A 17,269-nucleotide genomic window follows, 5' to 3' on the forward strand; every position below is an offset into this window, starting at 1 on the left:
GCAATGTCGAAAAGGCGATTGCAGGGGGCTTTTCCAACCCCGACCACCTGTCAGCCTAGGTTGTTGCTTTCTTGGTGGTTGCTTTCTTTTTGGGCGCGGCCTTTTTCTTGGTGCCTTTTTTGGCAGCGCGCTCGTTGACAAGCTCGATGGCCATTTCCTGCGTCACGTCCTCGGGTTTGATGTCCTTGGGGATCGTCGCGTTGACCTTTTCCCATTTCACGTAGGGCCCATAGCGCCCGTCCAGAACCTGCATCGCGCCGCCATCCGGATGCTCACCCAACTCTTTCAGAGGCTTCGCCGCGGCCCGCCGTCCCCGACCGGGGTTTGCCCGTTTTTCGGCCAGCAACTCAACGGCGCGGTTCATGCCGATCTCGAACACGTCATTGGGGTCTTTGAGGTTGGCATAGACCGGCTTTGCCTCCTCCGGCAGCTGATGCATCAGGTAAGGACCGAACCGCCCGAAATTCGCGCTAATCATGCCGCCTTCGGGGTGTTCGCCGATCTGACGGGGCAGGGACAGAAGCGTCAGAGCCTTTTCCAGGTCCATGTCATCCTTGCTCCACCCGCGCGGAAGGGATGCGCGCGGGGGCTTTTTGTTCTCGGGCGTGGGTTCGCCCCGCTGAACGTATGGACCGAACCGGCCGGATTTCAACCAGATCTCATCCCCGGCATCTTCACCCAGCAGCCTTTCGTCACCTTCCGCGCCTTCACCGGCAATCGGGCGCGTATAGGTACATTCCGGATAGTTTCCGCATCCGACAAACCCACCGGTCCGCGAGGTCTTCAGGTGCAACTGACCGGTACCGCATTTCGGGCAGATACGTGGATCGGACCCATCCTCGCGCGGCGGGTAGAGCTGCGGAGCCAGAGCTTCGTCGAGCCTGTCCAGCACTTCGGAAATCCGCAGCTCGGACGTCTCGCCAATCGCGGCTGAAAAATCACGCCAAAACTTGCCCAGCAGGTCCTTGTAGTCGCGTTCCCCGGCGCTGACGTCATCCAGTTCTTTTTCCAGATTGGCGGTGAACTCATAGCCAACGTACTGCCGGAAGAAATTCAGCAAGAAGATCGTAACGATCCGCCCCTTTTCCTCGGGGATCAGCCGGTTCTTGTCCTTGCGGACATATTCCCGGTCCTGGATCGTCGTTACGATCGAGGCATAGGTCGAAGGCCGTCCGATCCCCAGCTCTTCCATCCTTTTGACCAGTGTCGCTTCGGTATAACGCGGGGGCGGTTGGGTGTGGTGTTGAAGGGCCAGAACGGATTCGTTCTCGGACAGGATCGCTTCTTTCGCGACCTTGTCGCCGCTGTCGCTGGTCGCCTTGGCAAACTGATCCTTCAGAGAGGTCTTGGCAAAACGGGCCGGATCGCCCTGCGTGATCTGTGGCAGACGCTTTTCATCCTCGTCCGCGACGTCATCCCGGCCTTCTTCGTACACCCGCATGAACCCATCGAACATTACGACCTGGCCCGTGGCGCGAAGGCCGACCTGACCGTCGTCGCTGCCGATCTCGACGGTGGTGCGCTCCAGACGCGCGGCGGCCATCTGACAGGCGATGGTACGTTTCCAGATCAGATCATAAAGCTTGCGCTGATCCTCGTCTGTCACTTTCAGCGCCTTGGCATCGCGCGACATATCCGTCGGGCGGATACACTCGTGCGCTTCCTGCGCGTTCTTGGCCTTGTTTTTGTAGATACGCGGGCTGTCCGGTACATATTCCGCGCCGTAGCGATCAGCGATGGCCTCGCGGGTCGCGGCCACGGCCTCGGGCGCCATGTCGATGCCGTCGGTCCGCATATAGGTAATGTACCCGGCCTCATAAAGCCGCTGCGCCACCTGCATTGCGTGGCGCGCACCCATGCCGAACTTGCGGCTGGCTTCTTGTTGCAGGGTCGAGGTCATGAACGGCGCGCTGGGGTTGCGGGCGGCGGGTTTGGCCTCGACCGAGGTCACGCTCAGCGCGCGGCTGGTGATGGCCTGAACCGCCAGCTCGGCCTGCGTCGCGTTGGCCAGATCGTGCTTGTCCAGCTTCTTGCCGGCCAGCGTGACCAGACGCGCCTCATAGGTCTGCCCGCGCGGTGTCTCGAACAGCGCCCGAACCGACCAGTATTCCACCGGCTTGAATGCCTCGATTTCCATCTCGCGTTCGACGATCAGGCGCAGACAGACGGATTGCACGCGACCCGCCGATTTAGCACCCGGCAGTTTGCGCCACAAAACCGGAGACAGGTTGAACCCCACCAGATAATCCAGCGCGCGGCGGGCCAGATATGCCTCGACCAAAGGCATATCGACCTGACGCGGGTTCTGCATCGCCTCGGTCACGGCGTCCTTGGTAATGGCGTTGAAGGTCACGCGGCTGACGGGCGTATCCTTCTTGATCGAGCGGCGTTTGGTCAACGCCTCCTGTAGGTGCCAGCTGATCGCCTCGCCCTCGCGGTCGGGGTCGGTGGCGAGGATCAGCGCATTGTCTTCTTTCAACGCGTCGGCAATGGCCTTGACATGCTTGCGGCTGTCGTTGCCGACCTCCCATTTCATCGAGAAGTCATGCTCAGGATCGACCGATCCATCCTTTGGCGGCAGGTCCCGCACATGGCCGTAAGAGGCCAGAACTGTGTAGTCGGGGCCCAGGTATTTATTGATTGTTTTTGCTTTGGCCGGAGATTCTACAACAACTACGGGCATTTAAGGGGAATCCTCGCTCGACGAATTTGGCGCCTTCTATGGTGGTGCAAAATGTGTGGGGCAAGCAGGAATTGTCAATGCGTTCCTTTCGTCGGTGGAAAAGCGGCGTGATTTCAGTGCGCTACCACAGATCTTCAGAAACCGGGCACGCCGGAACGAGGGTTCGATCAACTTGCCAGCGACAGCAGACCTCCGGGCTGACGCTGGATTCGCCCATCAAGTTCAAGGTCGATCAGCGCCGGTCCAAGCTCACCGGCCGAGGCCGCGATATCCCGCAGCAATTGATCTTCGGCGATGGGCGAGGGGCCAAGCCGCGCGATGATCTGCTCGTGCAGGTTTCTTGCAGGGCGCGCGATTGGTTCCGAGGGCGGTTCGGTTGGCCGGGAAAACAGGTCGTCCTGCCGCGGCAAGGCTTCAATGACGTCTTCAGCGGTTCGGACAAGTGTGGCGCCATCACGAATCAACAGATTGCAACCGGCGGCCCGCGCATCGAACGGATGGCCGGGAACGGCCAGAACCTCGCGCCCCTGATCCAATGCGTCCCGTGCCGTGATCAGACTGCCGGACTTGGCAGCAGCCTCGACGACGACAACCGCCTGCGCAAGCCCCGAAATGATCCGGTTACGACGCGGGAAGTGCCGCGCCTGCGGCGTCACGCCCATCGGTTGTTCTGAAATCCGCAAGCCGCTGGACGCGATATCATGGGCCAGTTCCGTGTTTTCGGTGGGATATATCACATCAACGCCACCGGCCATGACAGCCACCGTGCCGGTCTCCAGCGCGGCCATATGCGCGGCTGTATCGATGCCACGCGCCAGGCCAGAGACTATAACGTGCCCCTTGCTGCCCAGTTCGGTGGCCAGGCCACGGGCCATCCGCGCGCCGAGCGAGGAACAGTTTCGCGCACCGACCATCGCAATCGCTGGTTTTTGCAGCAGCGAAAGGTCCCCGATCGCCCAAAGCAGCGGCGGGGCTTCGTTCAGTTCAGCCAGGGTCGCGGGGAATTCAGCGGACCCAAGGCACAAAAGCCGCGCTTTGGCGGCTTTTGCGGCCCTGAGTTCCGCCTCGATCACGCCGGGGGGGCAGGTTTCATACCCTGTTATACCGGCGGCGCGTGCCATTTCAGGCAGCGCGGCCAGCGCGTTCTGCGCTGAGCCATGTTCGCGAAGCAGCCGACGAAATGTCGCCGGACCGACCTTGCGAGAACGCAACAGACGAAGCCACGAAAACCGGTCCTCTTCCGTGGTGGGTGGGAGTGGGGGGTGATTGGAAGAAAGCTGCTCTTCGGTCATCCGTTGCTCCGCCTTGTTGCAGAACTGGTTTACGGGACAGGCAGTTAACAGCTTGTGAATCGTTGAAAATTAGAAGTGTTTTTTTGCAATCTTGTCAGGGTTGTCGAATGTAAGATATTGATAATAAATAAAATAAAAAACTTTCAGTCAGAAGGAGCGCTTTGAACACTAAAGGCGATCTTCGCGAAAAAAGAGGCGCTGGGTTAACCCTGCGCCTCTTGGATTGCGCCGCGTCCGACTCAGGCGGCCGATCCGCCGACAGTCAGCCCGTCCATCAGGACGGTCGGCTGGCCAACACCCACCGGCACCCATTGTCCGTCCTTGCCACAGGTTCCCATGCCGGGGTCCAGCGCCATATCGTTGCCCAGCCCGCGGATGCGTTTCAAGGCCGAGGGCCCGTCACCGATCAGCGTGGCGCCCTTGACCGGCGCGCCGATTTTGCCGTTTTCGACGCGATACGCCTCGGTGCACGAGAAAACGAACTTGCCATTGGTGATGTCCACCTGACCGCCGCCGAAGCCAACCGCCCAGATGCCGTCCTTGATATCAGCCACCAGAGCCTGCGGGTCGGCTTCGCCGCCCAGCATGATCGTGTTTGTCATGCGCGGCATGGGTTTGTGTGCATAGCTCTGCCGCCGCCCGTTGCCGGTAGGAGCAACCCCCATCAGCCGCGCGTTCTGGCGGTCCTGCATATAGCCGGTCAGGACGCCGTCTTCGATCAGCACCGTGCGTGCGCTGGGCGTGCCCTCATCATCCACGCTGATCGAACCGCGACGATCAGCAATCGCGCCGTCATCCACCACGGTCACACCTTTGGAAGCAATCTGCTGACCCATCAACCCGGCAAAGGCCGAGCTGCCCTTGCGGTTGAAGTCGCCTTCCAGGCCGTGGCCGATGGCCTCGTGCAGCAGAATGCCTGGCCAGCCGGGGCCAAGCGCGACTTCCATGACACCGGCCGGTGCGGGAACTGCGTCCAGGTTGACCAGCGCAATCCGCAGCGCTTCGCGTACCTTGGCCTGCCAGTCGGCGGGGTCGATCAACCCGCTCAGGCCAACCCGGCCACCACCTCCGGCGGATCCGCTTTCGCGGCGTCCGTTCTGTTCGACAATGACCGACACGTTCACGCGGGTCATGGGGCGCACATCACGGACCATCACACCATCGGGGCGCAGAATTTCGACCTCTTGCACGGCTGCCGCGATCGTGGCGCTGACCTGAACCACACGCGGGTCCAGATCGCGGGCGAAGGCGTCGATCTCACGCAATGTCTCGATCTTGACCGGGAACGCGGCGGATTCAATCGGGTCTTCGTCCGTATAGAGGCGCGTATTGGAGGAACGCGGAGCATCCGCCAGGACCCCGCCGCCATCCCCCACAGCCAGTCTTGCGGTTTCCGCCGCCCGTTTCAGGGCAGGAATCGAGACGTCTGTCGAATGCGCATATCCAGCCACTTCACCTTGTACGGCACGCAGCCCGAACCCTTCCGACGCATCGTAGGACGCGGTGCGCAGACGTCCGTCATCGAACACGAGAGACTCGGATTTCCGCCGCTCGACAAACAGCTCTCCGTCCTCGGCACCGTCCGTGGCCGAGCGCAAAATGGCAAGCGCTTCATCGTGCGGAAGAGCGCTTTCAAAGGGGCGAAACGGGGCGTCGGACATGGGTTGGGACCTTTCGGGTTTGATCCAGATCAAAAATAGCGTCTGTTTGACGCAAGCATTTTGCTTTATCTACCCGACGGAATATGGTTTTTAACGCGGCCAAAGACAACGGGAGAGGTGCGACCGATTCACACCTTTTCGCCAGGGACGCAAAGATCAAACGATCAGGACAGAACATGAAGAATGCTTTGATGCTTTCAGGGTTTATGACAGCCCTCTCCAGCCTTCCAGCCATGGCTCAGGAGCTTGAGATTATTGGCAAGCCGGTTGACGGCGGTATGGGTTTCCAACCCGCGGCTACCAGCCTTGCCACGGGAATTCAGCGTCTGGACGGCATGATTCTGGTGATCATCACCGCAATCTGCCTGCTGGTAGCCGGTCTGCTGGTCTACTGCATCGTGCGCTACAACGAACGTGTAAACCCCAAGCCGGCAAGGTTTTCGCACTACACCCCGGTTGAAATTGCCTGGACCCTTGGCCCCATCCTGATTCTGGTCTTTATCGGTGCGTTTTCGCTGCCGGTTCTGTTCAAACAGCAGGAAATCCCCGAAGGCGACATCACCATCAAAGTCGTGGGCAACCAGTGGTACTGGACCTATGAATATGTCGATCACGAATTCGCGTTCGACAGCTACCTGCTGGGTCATCCGGCCACTCTGGACGAGGGCGCGCGCCCGGCCGACGCGGACGTGACCCCGTTTGTTCTGGATGATGCCATGCGTGCCAAGCTGGCGGATGCCGGCTACAGCGAAGACGAATGGCTGCTGGCCACCGACACCGCCGTGGTCGTTCCGGTTGGCAAGGTTGTCGTGATGCAGGTTACCGCATCTGACGTGATCCACTCCTGGACCATCCCGTCTTTTGGCGTGAAGCAGGATGGCGTACCCGGTCGTCTGGCGGAGCTGTGGTTCCAGGCCGAGAAAGAAGGCATCTACTTCGGTCAGTGTTCGGAACTCTGCGGCAAAGACCATGCCTATATGCCGATCACCGTCAAAGTCGTCAGCCAGGAAGCGTATGACCAGTGGCTGCAAGGCGCGATCGAAGAATATGCGGGTCTGCCGCAAAACTATCAGGTTGCTTCGAACTGAGCACGCTGAGGGCGGGTTGAAGCCCGCCTGACACGAAATGCAGGCTGTGCGGGCTGACCGCGCAGCTTTCGCCCCAAAAGGACCCGAGATGACCGACGCAAGCATCAATGCCAGCACAGTGACCGCCCACGCGGACGAGGCCAGCTTTGGCGATTACTTCGCCCTGCTGAAGCCGCGCGTGATGTCTCTGGTCGTGTTCACGGCGCTGGTCGGTCTGCTGGCGGCCCCGGTTCCGGTCCACCCCTTTGTCGGGTTCTGCGCCATTCTGTTCATCGCCATCGGCGGCGGCGCATCCGGTGCGCTGAACATGTGGTGGGATGCGGATATCGACAAGGTGATGAAACGCACCAAAGGTCGCCCGATCCCCTCCGGCAAGGTGGATGAGGGTGAGGCGATGGCCATCGGCCTGACCCTGTCGGGCCTGTCGGTTATCATGCTGGGCCTTGCGACCAACTGGTTCGCGGGCGCGTTTCTGGGCTTCACAATCTTTTTCTATGTCGTTGTCTACACGATGTGGCTGAAACGCTCGACGCCGCAGAACATCGTGATCGGTGGCGCGGCGGGCGCTTTCCCTCCGGTGATCGGCTGGGTGGCTGCAACCGGGTCCATGGCGGTTGAGCCGTGGCTGATGTTTGCCCTGACCTTCATTTGGACACCGCCGCATTTCTGGGCTCTGGCCCTGTTCATGCGCTCGGACTATGACGATGCGGGCGTGCCCATGCTGACCGTGACACACGGCCGCCGTGCAACGCGTGTACACATTCTCGTCTATACGGCCCTGCTGGCGATTCTGGCGGTGGGAACCGCGTTTTCTGGCATCGGTGGTCCCATCTACCTGACCGTGGCTCTGGTGTTGAACGCGTTGTTCCTGCGCGGCGCCTGGCAAATTTCGCGTCGGACCGAGGATGACTCGGAGGCCGACAACTTCAAGGTCGAACGCAGCTTTTTCAAACTTTCGCTGCTCTATCTCTTCCTGCATTTCGGCGCTGTTCTGGCCGAAGCCTTGCTGAAGCCCTATGGTTTGGGAGGATGGTCATGAGCCTGCGCAAAAGCCATGAACTGCATCAGCGCCGGTTCAGCCGCAATCTGGGCGTTGGACTGACGCTGGCTGCCTTTATCGTGATCATCTTTGGCCTGACCATCGTCAAGGTCTCGGGTACTGATTTCAACATGGCCACGCAGGAGGTGCAGAACTGATGGCGCTGTCTGGTCCGCAGAAAACGGTCGCCCAAACCGTGGGTGTGGTTGTCCTGATGGGCAGCCTGGCCTGGGCATCGGTACCGTTCTACGACTGGTTCTGCCGCGTTACCGGATTTGGCGGAACAACGGGTGTTGCCGAAGCCGCCCCCGAAGAAATTCTGGACCGCACGGTCACCGTACGGTTTGATGCATCCAAGGCCAAGGACATGGCCTGGGAATTCAAGCCCGTCGTCCGCGAGATGGAAGTGCGCATCGGCGAGACCGGACTGGCTTTCTATGAGGCCTACAATCCAACGGATCGCCCAATCGCGGGGCAGGCCTCATACAATGTGGCACCCTATTCGGCAGGCGGGTATTTTCAAAAGATTGCCTGTTTCTGCTTTGAAGAGCAGGTGCTGCAACCCGGTGAACGCGTAGAAATGCCGGTGACCTTCTTCGTCGATCCTGAAATGGTCGAAGATCTTGAAGCAAAGTATGTTCATACGATCACTCTGTCGTATACATTCTACGAAATCGACCTGCCCGAGGGCTATGCCGCCCTTGAAGCGCAGGCAGAAACAAACACGAACTAACGCCTGTAGGTGAGGGACGCTGATGGCACACGCTAAAAACCATGATTATCACATTCTGGCCCCGTCGATCTGGCCTCTGATCGGAGCTGTCGGCGGCTTTGTGATGTTGTTCGGAGCCGTCCTTTGGATGCACGGCGTGACGCCGTGGATGTTCTGGGCCGGTCTGGTTGCAGTTCTCTACACCATGTTCGCATGGTGGTCCGAAGTCGTTGTCGAGAGCCGCCAGGGGGACCACACTCCTGTGGTTCGCATCGGCCTGCGTTACGGTTTCATCCTGTTCGTCATGTCCGAGGTGATGTTCTTCTTTGCCTGGTTCTGGTCGTTCTTCAAACATCGCATGTACCCGATGTACGACTATGCCGGCACCGAATACATCCAGCCGGACATCCACGCGGTTGACCCGTTCCACCTGCCGCTGATCAACACTCTGGTCCTGTTGCTGTCAGGCTGTGCAATCACCTGGGCGCACCACGCGCTGGTGCATGACAATGACCGCAAGGCGCTGATCAACGGTCTGGCCATCGGTATCGTTCTGGGCATCGCCTTTACCGGGTTGCAGGCGTTTGAGTATTACGAGCTGCTGGCCCATGAAGGCTGGAAGTTTGGCGACGATCAGTTCTATTCGAACTTCTTCATGGCGACCGGCTTCCATGGCTTCCACGTCATTATCGGCACCATCTTCCTGTCGGTCTGCCTGATCCGGGCCCTCAAGGGCGACTTCACACCTGAAAAACATGTCGGGTTCGAGGCGGCCGCCTGGTACTGGCACTTCGTTGACGTTGTCTGGCTGTTCCTGTTCTTCGCGGTCTACATCTGGGGACAGGCTCCGCTGATGTAAGACCGGTCAGGTGATCCAATTGCAAAAGCCGCCCCTTGGGGCGGCTTTTTCTCTATTCCGGGCGCAAGATTGCGCCCCATACAATTGCGTGGTTGCAATTTGGCCCGCACGCCCCTTAACAAGACGCCGGTTCCTGAAACGAGGTTTGACCCTGACATGCGCCGCATTCTGTTCCCGCTGATCTTCGGCCTTGCCGGTTTGGGCGTGCTGCTGTCGCTGGGCATCTGGCAGCTTCAGCGTCTGGCCTGGAAGCAGGAGGTGCTGGCCGAGATCGAAAGCCGAATCTCAGCCGCACCCACCGCCTTGCCCCGGCAGGTTTCAGAAGACTCTGACAAATATCTTCCGGTGACGGTTATGGGCGAGATGGAACCAGGCGAAATCCATGTGCTTGTTTCGGTCAAACAGGTGGGGGCAGGGTATCGGATCATCCAGTCGTTCAGCACCGAGGACCGCACAATTCTGGTGGATCGGGGTTTTGTACCGACAACGGCCAAGCAGACGCCGCGTCTGACCGGCCCGATGGAGATCACCGGCAACCTGCACTGGCCGGATGAGGTCGACAGTTACACGCCTGAACCCGATATCGATGAAAACATCTGGTTTGCCCGCGACGTGCCAAATCTGGCCGCCGCTTTGGGGGCCGAGCCGGTGCTGCTGATCGCGCGGTCTGAGACCGACCCGAACGTGACGCCTTTGCCGGTGGATACGGCGGGAATTCCAAACGATCACCTGCAATATGCAATTACCTGGTTTGGCTTGGCTCTGGTCTGGGCTGTGATGACCGGGTATTTCCTGTGGCGCAACCGCGCCCCTTCTGAGAGAGAAGAGCAATGAAATACATCTCGACCCGTGGCCAAGCGCCAGAACTGACCTTTGAAGAGGCGATGCTGACCGGTCTGGCCCGCGATGGTGGTCTGTATCTGCCCGCCGAGATCCCCGTGATGAGCCATGACGAGATCGCGGCGCTTGCTGGGTTGTCCTATGAAGACATCGCATTCCGCGTGATGTGGCCTTATGTCAGCGGGTCCTTTGCCGAGGATGAGTTCAAGCAGATCATCGGCCGCGCCTATGAAGGTTTCGGCCATGACGCCCGCGCGCCGCTGAAGCAGTTGAACGAAAACCATTTTCTGCTGGAGCTGTTCCACGGGCCGACACTGGCCTTCAAGGATTTCGCCATGCAGTTGATCGGTCAACTGTTCCAGGTGGCCTTGAAGCGTCGCGGAGATCGCGTGACCATCGTCGGCGCGACCAGTGGTGACACCGGCTCGGCCGCTATCGAGGCGTTCCGGGGGCTGGACGCGGTGGACGTGTTCATCCTGTTCCCGCATGGCCGCGTGTCCGAGGTGCAGCGTCGCCAGATGACGACGCCTGCGGACAGCAATGTTCATGCTCTGGCCGTGGATGGCGATTTCGACGATTGTCAGGCCGCGCTGAAGGACATGTTCAATGATTTCGACTTCCGCGACGGTGTCAAACTGGCCGGTGTGAACTCGATCAACTTCGCGCGGGTGCTGGCGCAGATCGTTTACTACTTTTCATCCGCCGTCAGCCTCGGCGCGCCGCACCGCAAGGTCAGCTTCACTGTGCCCACCGGCAATTTCGGCGACATCTTCGCGGGCTATCTGGCCAAGCGCATGGGCCTGCCGATCGACCGTCTGGTCGTGGCGACCAACCAGAACGATATCCTGCACCGGTGTCTGTCGGGCGAGGGATATTTCAAGGGCGACACGATCCCATCGATCAGCCCGTCGATGGACATTCAGGTCAGCTCGAATTTCGAGCGCGCGCTGTATTACGCCTATGGCGAGGACGGTGGAGCCGTGGCGCAGTTGATGGATGAGCTCAAGTCCGGCGGTTTCAACGTCAGTCAGGGCGCGATGGAGGCGCTGCGCGAGACTTTCGACTCGGGCCGGGTGTCCGAGGACGAAACGCTGGCGACGATCAGGCATACGCTTGCCCACAGCGCGGAACTGGTCTGCCCGCACACTGCGGTCGGGATCAAGGTCGGTGAAGAACACCGTGCCACCGGCACCCCGATGATCACCTTGGCCACTGCGCACCCCGCCAAGTTTCCGGCCGCAGTCGAGAAGGCAAGCGACGTGCATCCGCCTCTTCCATCCCGCATGTCTGATCTGTATGAACGTCCGGAACGGGTGACCCGGATTGCCAACGATCTGGGTGCCATCGAGGATCATATCAAAGGGCACATCGCCGAGTGACTGTCAGACAAGACCAACTGAAGAACGGCTTTCGTATCGTCAGTGAACACATGCCGGGGCTGCAATCTGCGGCCATCGGCATCTGGGTGACCGCCGGTGGGCGGCATGAGCGGATCGAACAGAACGGCATCGCGCATTTCCTTGAGCACATGGCGTTCAAGGGAACCGAGCGGCGTTCGGCGCTGCAAATCGCCGAGGCGATCGAGGATGTGGGCGGGTATATCAACGCCTATACCTCGCGTGAGGTGACGGCCTATTATGCCCGGGTGCTTAAGGATGACGTGGCGCTGGCGATGGACGTGATCGGCGACATCGTCCTGAACCCGGTTTTCGACCCGCGCGAAATTGAGGTTGAGCGCGGCGTGATCTTGCAGGAGATCGGCCAGGCCTATGACACGCCGGACGATGTAATCTTTGATTGGTTGCAGGAGCAGAGCTATCACGACCAGCCTCTGGGCCGTACCATTCTGGGCCCGACCGAACGGGTCAGTGCGTTCTCGCGCGAGGATCTGTCGGGGTTCGTGGCCGAGCATTATGGCCCCGATCAGATGATCCTGTCCGCGGCCGGTGCCGTGGAACACGATCAGCTGATGAAAATGGCAGAAGAGATGTTCGGTCATCTGCAACAACGCACCGGGCTGATCGCCGAGCCTGCGCGTTTTACCGGCGGTGAAGCACGGCAGGAGAAAGAGCTGGAGCAGGCCCATTTCGCACTTGCGCTGGAAAGCCCGGGCTATCGCGACGATGCGATCTATACGGCGCAGATCTATTCCACCGCTTTGGGTGGTGGCATGTCTTCGCGGTTGTTCCAGGAGGTGCGCGAGTCGCGCGGTCTGTGCTATACGATCTTTGCCCAGACCGGTGCCTATGCCGATACCGGTACGACGACGATCTACGCCGGTACGTCGGCAGATCAGGTGGCAGAGCTTGCCACCATCACCATTGACGAAATGAAGCGCGCAGCCGAGGACATGACCACGGAAGAGGTTGCCCGTGCCCGTGCGCAGATGAAAGCCGGGATGTTGATGGGGCTTGAAAGCCCGTCAAACCGGGCCGAACGCTTGGCGCGGCTGGTTCAGATCTGGGGGCGGGTCCCGTCTCTGGAAGATACGGTGGCCCGGATTGATGCGGTCAGCACCGAAGATGTGCGCGTATTCGCCGAGCAGATGGCCGTCAACGCACCTGCCGCTTTGGCGCTGTACGGGCCGGTTTCGGGGGCGCCGACATTGGCCGAACTACAGGAGAGGCGGGCGGCGTGATGCTGTTGGGCAGACGCAAGCTGAAACTCGAGACTGCGCGGCTCAGCTTGCGCCCGCCTGTACATTCCGACTTCAACGATTGGGCCGCGTTGCGGCGGGCCTCGAAAGACTATCTGACTCCTTGGGAGCCGATCTGGGCCAAGGACCACCTGAGCCGCAAATCCTTTACCAACCGTGTGTATTGGGCACAACGCTCGGTAGCGGCCGGGACGGCAATTCCGCTTTTTCTGTTTCGCCGCGAGGATGACGTCTTGGTTGGGGCCATCACGCTGGACAACATACGGCGCGGTCCCGCGCAGGCGGGCACATTGGGGTACTGGACCGGTCAGGCCTTTGCCCGACAGGGGTATATGCGTGAAGCCATCGGCGCGATGGTTCACCATGCCTTTACCCGTTTGGACCTGAGCCGGATCGAAGCCGCCTGCCTGCCGGAAAACCGGGCGTCGCGCGGGCTGCTGGAAAGCTCGGCCTTCAAGTATGAAGGCGTGGCGCAGTCTTATTTGCAGATCAACGGACGATGGCGGACGCATGTTCTGTATGCCAGCCTGCGGTCCGATCGGCGCGGAAAAACCGACGCGGGATAGGGGGCGCTGCCCCCGTCGCGGCAAGCCGCGCCTCCCCCGGGATATTTGGGGCCAGATGAACAAGGGGCATGACTTGTGGGCGTTCTGCGCTACACTTCGGGAATGCGCTGTTTGATTGCGGCATTGATGGTGATTTCGGGCGGGGCCGCTGCGCAGGAGCGTCGGCCAAGCCACTGTATCGCCATTGCCGATGCGGCGCCCGGAATCGAGTATCTGCACAAGGCGGCCTGGCAGGATCCGGTACCGGAATTCTCGGTGCGGATCAGCTATATCGCGCACGCGTCCTTCATGATCCAGACCCGCGGCGGGCTGAATGCGGTGACGGACTTTACCGGGTTTATCGGCAGCGCAAACCTGATCCCGGACGTGGTGACGATGAACCATGCCCACGGCACGCATTGGACGGCCCATCCGGACCCGGCCATTCCGCATGTTCTGCCGGGATGGGGAGAGTTCGGGAAAGGTATCGAGCATCATCTGGATCTGGGAGAAATGCTGGTGCGCAATGTCTCGACCGATATCCGGTCTGTTTATGGTGGGGTCGAAGAGCGCGGCAACTCGATTTTTGTGTTCGAGGTTGAGGGGTTGTGCATCGGTCATCTGGGGCATTTGCATCATGTCCCGTCGGATGAGCAGTTTGCCGCGCTTGGGCGGCTGGATGTGGTCATGGCCGCCGTTGATGGCGGGACCACCATGCCTCTGCCCGAGATGATTGCGGTTCTGAAACGGCTGAAAAGTTCTGTCATCATTCCGATGCACTGGTTCTCGCAGTTTTCGCTGGATCGCTTCCTGGCGGATATCAGGGATACATTTCCGGTCGAGCGCGAAGGGGTGTCGGAAATCACCGTCTCATTGCGGAACCTTCCGGACCGCCCCACGGTTGTGGTGCTTGAGCCGCGCTATCTGATTGATCTTGAATAAGGCTTGCGGCAATCGCATCGCTTGGGCATTGAATGCGTATGAGTTTGAACCCCGCTGATGACCGTTTTGCCGCGCTGATCCGTTCGAAACTGGGCGACGGGGTGCTGCGCCCCGTAGAAGAACGGTATTTGGAAGAACCGCGCGGTCGGTTTGCCGGACAGATCGGTCTGCTGGCCTTGCCGCGCAATACCGAAGAGGTGGCGGTGCTGGTAGGATTGGCTGCGAAAGCGCGGGTCCCGATCGTGCCTTATGGCGGCGGCACCGGTCTGGTTGGCGGGCAGGTGATGTCAGAGGATCCGGCGCCTTTGCTGATCTCGTTGGAACGGATGACCGCCATCCGGTCAGTCTTTGCGACCGAGAACGTTCTGGTCGCCGAAGCCGGGGCCATTCTTCAAGACGTTCAGGCCGCAGCCGAGGCGGTAAACCGGTTGTTTCCTCTGTCGTTGGCGGCACAGGGATCCTGCCGGATCGGGGGCAACCTGTCGACCAATGCAGGGGGCGTCAACGTTTTGCGGTATGGCAACGCGCGCGACCTGTGCCTGGGGCTTGAGGCGGTGTTGCCCAGTGGCGAGATCTGGCACGGCCTCAGCCGGCTGCGAAAGGACAATACCGGCTATGACCTGCGCAATCTGCTGATCGGGGCCGAGGGGACGCTGGGGATCATCACTGCCGCATCGCTCAAGCTGTTCCCGCGACCCGCCGGTATCGGGACGGCGGTGTTTCAGGTGGCGTCTCCCGAAGCGGCGATCGACCTGCTGGCTTTGGCGCGGGACAGGGTGGGTGAGGCGGTCAGCACGTTTGAGCTGATCCACCGGCAGGGGCTTGATTTTCTGGCCGAGGTTCTGCCGGATGTTCGCCAACCGTTCGCCTCGCCACCGGAGTGGAGCGTATTGATCGAGCTGGGTCTGGCTGACGGGCAATCACCATTTGCCGCGTTGGAGGAACTCTTTGTTCGCGCTGACGAACTCGGTCAGGTTCAGGACGGAGTAATCGCCCAAAGTGAAGCGCAGCGGGCCGATTTGTGGGCGGTGCGCGAACGCATCCCCGAAGCCAATCGTCTGATCGGGTCAGTGTCGAGCCATGATATCTCGATCCCGATTTCCAGAATCCCCGACTTCATTCGCGATGGCAGAGACTTGATTGCGGGTCTCGGGCCCTTTCGGATCAATTGCTTTGGCCATCTTGGTGACGGCAATCTGCATTACAACGTGTTCCCGCCCAAAGGCCAGAGCCGATCGGATTTCGAGGACCAAAGAGGTGTGATCAAGCGGGCCATACATGATCTGGTTGACGCCTTTGACGGCTCGGTCAGTGCTGAACATGGGGTGGGGCGCCTCAAGACCGAGGATCTGGAACGCTATGGCGATCCGGCCAAGCTGGGCGCAATGCGGGCCATCAAACTGGCATTGGATCCGCAGGGCATCATGAACCCCGGCGCGGTCTTGAAAGGGTGAACACGGCCCCGGGCTTTGGGCCGTGTCCAGGTGTTTTCCTACGATGCAGGCAGGATCACCTTGTCGATCACATGGATCACGCCGTTCTTGGTTTCGATGTCGGCCTGAACAACGTTGGCGTCATTCACCATCACACCTGAATCCAGGTCGATCGTGATATCACCGCCTTGAACGGTTGCAGCGGTCATGTCGTCGCTCAGATCACCTGACATCACTTTGCCCGGCACGACATGGTAGGTCAGAATGGCAACCAGTTGATCCTTGTTTTCGGGCTTCAGCAAGTCTTCGACCGTACCTTCGGGCAAAGCCGCGAATGCGTCATCAGTGGGGGCAAAAACGGTGAAAGGACCTTCGCCCTTGAGTGTGTCCACCAGTTCGGCGGCCTGAACCGCCGCGACGAGTGTTTCAAAGCTGCCAGCGGCGACAGCCGTGTCGACAATGTCCTTGCCGTGACCATCGGCGATTGCAGCAGTGCTGAACAGGATCGAGGCGACACCGGCGGCGGCGAATTTGCGGAACATGAGCTTAACTCCCTGGGTTGAAATGCTTCAAGCAGCATCACCCAATATACGGGGCAGCCTGACCACAAGATCACTTGAGTCGATCCGTTTTGCGGCTTGATCGGCGCGAAAACCGCGCTAAGCCTGCCCGGTTTTCGGTTTCCAATCACGTTTTTGTGAAAAACTCCTGGTCAGAGCCCCTCGAATTCGCACAGGACATGCACGTCCATGCCCATCTCTTCCAACACTTTACGGCCACCAAGATCGGGCAGGTCAATGATGAAGGCGCACGAGACGATTTCGCCCCCAAGCCGCTCGATCAGCTTGATACCCGCCGCGGCAGTTCCGCCCGTAGCCAGCAGATCGTCGACCACCAGAATCTTTTCGCCGGGTTGGATGGCATCGTCATGGATCTCGACGATCGCCTCTCCGTATTCCAACTTGTAGTCCTGACTGATTGTTGTGCCGGGCAGTTTGCCTTTTTTGCGGATCGGGACAAAACCGACGCTCAACTGATGTGCAATCGCGCCGCCCAGAATAAAGCCGCGTGCTTCAAGCCCGACTACTTTGTCGATCTGCTCACCGGCATAGGGGTGCAGCATCTGGTCAATTGCCATTCGAAACCCGCGGGGGTCGGCAAACAGGGTTGTCACATCCCGAAACATGATCCCTTCATGGGGGAAATCGACAATGGTTCGGATATAATCTTTGACAGATTTGTTTCTGGACATGGGCCAACCTTTTAGCGTCAAACAGCAATATTGTGTTTGGCCCAAGAGGGTTGGCCATGCAAGGAACAATTCCGCGGCCGGATCAGCACGGGTGCGAGGTTGCAGCGTTGAGCAGGACAAAAACCGGGGCAACCTTTGCGCCGGCCAAGACAATTGCCCGACCCGTTTGATTGCTTGCTGCCACCTGTTCCAAACAGCCCCGGCGCTCGGATTTCCAGGAGCGCGATGAGCAAGCTGTCTGGTTTGCAATTCGACATGTCCGGTTCT

Annotated in this window: 16 protein-coding genes; 11 read left to right on the top strand and 5 right to left on the bottom strand. The window is 59.9% G+C overall.

Annotated elements, in window-relative coordinates:
* Window positions 1-55: 55 nt before the first annotated feature.
* The 3 genes from topA to tldD form a co-directional block, all read right to left on the bottom strand.
* Complete coding sequence (gene topA / locus ACR0DJ_RS14305; protein WP_257600227.1) at window positions 56-2,683, bottom strand: type I DNA topoisomerase; 2,628 nt, start codon at window positions 2,681-2,683, stop codon at window positions 56-58.
* A gap of 167 nt (window positions 2,684-2,850) precedes the next feature.
* On the bottom strand, window positions 2,851-3,975 hold the full coding sequence (gene dprA, locus ACR0DJ_RS14310) for a DNA-processing protein DprA (RefSeq protein WP_480685372.1): 1,125 nt from the start codon (window positions 3,973-3,975) through the stop codon (window positions 2,851-2,853).
* A 239-nt stretch (window positions 3,976-4,214) separates the two neighbouring features.
* Complete coding sequence (gene tldD, locus ACR0DJ_RS14315; protein WP_480685373.1) at window positions 4,215-5,636, bottom strand: metalloprotease TldD; 1,422 nt, start codon at window positions 5,634-5,636, stop codon at window positions 4,215-4,217.
* A 176-nt stretch (window positions 5,637-5,812) separates the two neighbouring features.
* Here tldD and coxB point away from each other — a divergent pair, with 176 nt between their 5' ends.
* From coxB to ACR0DJ_RS14370, 11 genes are all read left to right on the top strand, one after another.
* Window positions 5,813-6,724 carry a cytochrome c oxidase subunit II gene (gene coxB, locus ACR0DJ_RS14320; RefSeq protein ID WP_170345002.1) on the top strand — a complete coding sequence of 304 codons (912 nt, stop codon included), beginning with the start codon at window positions 5,813-5,815 and terminating at the stop codon, window positions 6,722-6,724.
* An 88-nt stretch (window positions 6,725-6,812) separates the two neighbouring features.
* Complete coding sequence (gene cyoE, locus ACR0DJ_RS14325; protein WP_170345003.1) at window positions 6,813-7,763, top strand: heme o synthase; 951 nt, start codon at window positions 6,813-6,815, stop codon at window positions 7,761-7,763.
* Window positions 7,760-7,921: a hypothetical protein gene (locus ACR0DJ_RS14330; RefSeq protein ID WP_162896804.1), complete on the top strand. Its 162-nt coding sequence runs from the start codon at window positions 7,760-7,762 to the stop codon at window positions 7,919-7,921. The genes cyoE and ACR0DJ_RS14330 overlap by 4 nt, the downstream gene beginning before the upstream one ends.
* On the top strand, window positions 7,921-8,496 hold the full coding sequence (locus ACR0DJ_RS14335) for a cytochrome c oxidase assembly protein (protein ID WP_170345004.1): 576 nt from the start codon (window positions 7,921-7,923) through the stop codon (window positions 8,494-8,496). The genes ACR0DJ_RS14330 and ACR0DJ_RS14335 overlap by 1 nt, the downstream gene beginning before the upstream one ends.
* 22 nt (window positions 8,497-8,518) lie before the next feature.
* Window positions 8,519-9,334 carry a cytochrome c oxidase subunit 3 gene (locus ACR0DJ_RS14340; RefSeq protein ID WP_170345005.1) on the top strand — a complete coding sequence of 272 codons (816 nt, stop codon included), beginning with the start codon at window positions 8,519-8,521 and terminating at the stop codon, window positions 9,332-9,334.
* 156 nt (window positions 9,335-9,490) lie between these two features.
* The gene (locus ACR0DJ_RS14345) at window positions 9,491-10,168 is read left to right on the top strand and encodes an SURF1 family protein (RefSeq protein WP_171616272.1); all 678 of its coding nucleotides are present in this window, start codon (window positions 9,491-9,493) and stop codon (window positions 10,166-10,168) included.
* Complete coding sequence (thrC, locus tag ACR0DJ_RS14350; RefSeq protein WP_171616270.1) at window positions 10,165-11,553, top strand: threonine synthase; 1,389 nt, start codon at window positions 10,165-10,167, stop codon at window positions 11,551-11,553. Before ACR0DJ_RS14345 ends, thrC begins: the two co-directional genes overlap by 4 nt.
* A complete protein-coding gene (locus ACR0DJ_RS14355) occupies window positions 11,550-12,812 on the top strand; it encodes a M16 family metallopeptidase (RefSeq protein WP_425079778.1) in 1,263 nt (420 codons plus the stop codon). Before thrC ends, ACR0DJ_RS14355 begins: the two co-directional genes overlap by 4 nt.
* Window positions 12,812-13,396, top strand: coding sequence for a GNAT family N-acetyltransferase (locus tag ACR0DJ_RS14360; RefSeq protein ID WP_117869702.1), 585 nt, complete (start codon window positions 12,812-12,814; stop codon window positions 13,394-13,396). Before ACR0DJ_RS14355 ends, ACR0DJ_RS14360 begins: the two co-directional genes overlap by 1 nt.
* A 102-nt stretch (window positions 13,397-13,498) precedes the next feature.
* Window positions 13,499-14,317 carry an MBL fold metallo-hydrolase gene (locus ACR0DJ_RS14365; protein WP_170345124.1) on the top strand — a complete coding sequence of 273 codons (819 nt, stop codon included), beginning with the start codon at window positions 13,499-13,501 and terminating at the stop codon, window positions 14,315-14,317.
* Between the two features lie 38 nt (window positions 14,318-14,355).
* Window positions 14,356-15,771: an FAD-binding oxidoreductase gene (locus ACR0DJ_RS14370; RefSeq protein ID WP_480685374.1), complete on the top strand. Its 1,416-nt coding sequence runs from the start codon at window positions 14,356-14,358 to the stop codon at window positions 15,769-15,771.
* Between the two features lie 38 nt (window positions 15,772-15,809).
* Here ACR0DJ_RS14370 and ACR0DJ_RS14375 read toward each other — a convergent pair whose 3' ends face one another.
* Both ACR0DJ_RS14375 and ACR0DJ_RS14380 read right to left on the bottom strand, forming a co-directional pair.
* Window positions 15,810-16,292: a fasciclin domain-containing protein gene (locus tag ACR0DJ_RS14375; protein WP_170345010.1), complete on the bottom strand. Its 483-nt coding sequence runs from the start codon at window positions 16,290-16,292 to the stop codon at window positions 15,810-15,812.
* A 170-nt stretch (window positions 16,293-16,462) separates the two neighbouring features.
* Window positions 16,463-17,002: an adenine phosphoribosyltransferase gene (locus ACR0DJ_RS14380; RefSeq protein ID WP_170345011.1), complete on the bottom strand. Its 540-nt coding sequence runs from the start codon at window positions 17,000-17,002 to the stop codon at window positions 16,463-16,465.
* Window positions 17,003-17,269 lie beyond the last annotated feature (267 nt).

Source organism: Ruegeria sp. BF10 (assembly GCF_056538725.1).